Origin of the sequence: Streptomyces katrae, assembly GCF_000966975.1 — a bacterium.
In the GTDB taxonomy this organism is placed as follows: domain Bacteria; phylum Actinomycetota; class Actinomycetes; order Streptomycetales; family Streptomycetaceae; genus Streptomyces; species Streptomyces katrae.
The window spans coordinates 1-2,024 of the sequence record NZ_JZWV01000853.1 but is presented as its reverse complement, the minus strand read 5'-3'; the positions used below and the strand labels follow the sequence as shown (position 1 = coordinate 2,024).

4 protein-coding genes are annotated in these 2,024 nt (G+C 71.6%); all 4 read left to right on the top strand.

Annotated features, from left to right (window positions below):
- Positions 1 to 284, top strand: a 284-nt coding sequence (locus VR44_RS27995; RefSeq protein WP_281187209.1) for a sulfurtransferase, incomplete at its 5' end; no start/stop codon positions are given.
- Between the two features lie 78 nt (positions 285 to 362).
- Positions 363 to 653 (top strand): DUF1416 domain-containing protein, encoded by a 291-nt coding sequence (locus tag VR44_RS27990; protein ID WP_045950396.1) that lies wholly within the window; start codon positions 363 to 365, stop codon positions 651 to 653.
- 137 nt (positions 654 to 790) lie between these two features.
- Positions 791 to 1,057 carry a DUF3099 domain-containing protein gene (locus VR44_RS27985; RefSeq protein WP_045950395.1) on the top strand — a complete coding sequence of 89 codons (267 nt, stop codon included), beginning with the start codon at positions 791 to 793 and terminating at the stop codon, positions 1,055 to 1,057.
- Positions 1,058 to 1,171: 114 nt separating this feature from the next.
- A complete protein-coding gene (locus tag VR44_RS27980) occupies positions 1,172 to 1,912 on the top strand; it encodes a hypothetical protein (protein ID WP_045950394.1) in 741 nt (246 codons plus the stop codon).
- The last annotated feature ends 112 nt before the right edge of the window (positions 1,913 to 2,024 follow it).

The window sequence follows — 2,024 nt, the reverse complement described above, 5'->3', positions numbered from 1 at the left end:
GCCCCGGCCACGTGCCGAGCGCCCGCAACATCCCGTGGTCGAAGAACGCCAACGACGACGGCACCTTCAAGTCCGACGAGGAGCTGACCGCCCTCTACGAGGCCGAGCAGGTCGACCTCGCGAAGGACACCATCGCCTACTGCCGCATCGGTGAGCGCTCCGCGCTCACGTGGTTCGTGCTGCACGAGCTCCTGGGCCAGGAGAACGTCAAGAACTACGACGGCTCCTGGACCGAGTACGGCTCGCTCGTCGGCGTGCCGATCGAGCTCGGCCCCAACAAGTAATCCCGGCGGGGGCGCGGGCACGCGACGCCCGCGCCCGCCCCGCAGCGGCAGCAGAACCTCTAGGACAGGACAGAGAACATGTGTGGAGCACAGATCGGCGGGCCCGACCTCGCGACGCTGAAGCCCGGTGAGACCGCGATCCAGGGCCAGGTGACCAAGGACGGCGAGCCCGTCAGCGGCTACGTGCGGCTGCTGGACTCGACCGGCGAGTTCACCGCCGAGGTCCCCACCTCCGCGACCGGCCAGTTCCGCTTCTACGCGGCGACCGGCTCGTGGACGCTGCGGGCGCTCGTGCCCGGCGGCCAGGCCGACCGCGCGGTCGTCGTCGCCGAGGCCGGCGGCGTGACGGACGTCGCCATCGCGGTCTGACGACCGACCGCACCGCTGTACCGGCCGAAGGGCCGCACCCCCGGGGGTTGGACGCCACTGGAACGGGGTGCGGCCCTTCGTGCCGTCCGCGCCGTCCGCGGCCTTGTGTTCGCCGGGGCCGGTCCTACGCTGGAACCATGTACGCCCGGCGCCGGCGCGCCTACTTCCTGCTCATGGGCGGATGCCTGTTCCTCTTCGTCTCCGCCTGGTCCTTCGTGCGCCTCTTCTCGGTACCGGCGGCGGTCGCGCTGTGCGTGGTCGCGATGGTCATCCCGCCGGTCGCGGCGATGATCGCGAACCGGCGCGGGCCCGACGACCGCTGGTGGGACGACCCGTCGGGGGATCCCAAGTCCGACGAATGGTGGGACGAACTGGACGGGAAGCGGCGGCCGCCCGAGGATTGAACGCGTTCGAGATAAAAGCGTAATAAGGATGCGTACAACGACCCTGAACCCCATGGTGTCTTGGATGTGCGCGGGCGAACGCTCCCGCGCCTCCAGGTCTGTGGGGGGACCCCTTTGGAACACGAACAGCCGCCGCGGGCTCCGCGCCGCCGCGGCCGCACGACGGCCCTGATCGCCACCGCCCTCGTCCTCGGCGCCCTCGCCGGCACGGTGACGGGCTACGCGATCCAGTACGGCCGCAAGCCCACGCCCCTGCCGCCGCTGGCCCAGCAGAAGCCGGGCACGCCGAAGGCGCAGGCGCCGAACGACGCCACGACGGTCAAGTCGATCAACGCCAACCGCTGGCACAAGACGGACGACGACCTCACGAAGCTGCTGGTCGACGCACCGGCGGGGGCGAAGGTCGAAGCCGACGGCTACGAGACGATCGACTTCTTCGCGACGGGATTCAAGGAACCGGACAACGCCCTGCGCGGCTACCTGAAGGACGGGATCCGCCGCGTCGCCACACGGGCGTGGAGGCAGGGCGACGTCGTCGTGGAGGTCAGGCTCGTGCAGTTCCGCGACTTCTCCGGCGCGGACGGCTACCAGCGGGGTCAGGCCGAGTACATGCCGGACAAGGAGTACGCGGGCAACGGCGGGGCGGTCGTCCCCGGTGTGGGCCCGGGGCTCGGGCACGTCTGGGTCGATTCGGAGGCCCAGGAGAAGCCCGGGTACTACCCGGTCCGGGCGGGTCGCGCCCTCGTCCGCCGGGGCGACGTCGTCCTGGACATCCACTACTTCGACACGCGCGGCGGCAAGATCGACGAGGGCGACGTCCTCGACCTGGCCAAGCGACAGCTGGAGCGACTGTGACCGAGCCGCAGACCGGGGCCCGGCCCGACGCCGCCCCGACCGAACCGCAGAGCGCGACGGCCCCCGCTTCCGAGGCGCCGGCTCCCGAGGCGCCGGCTCCCGAGGCCCCGGC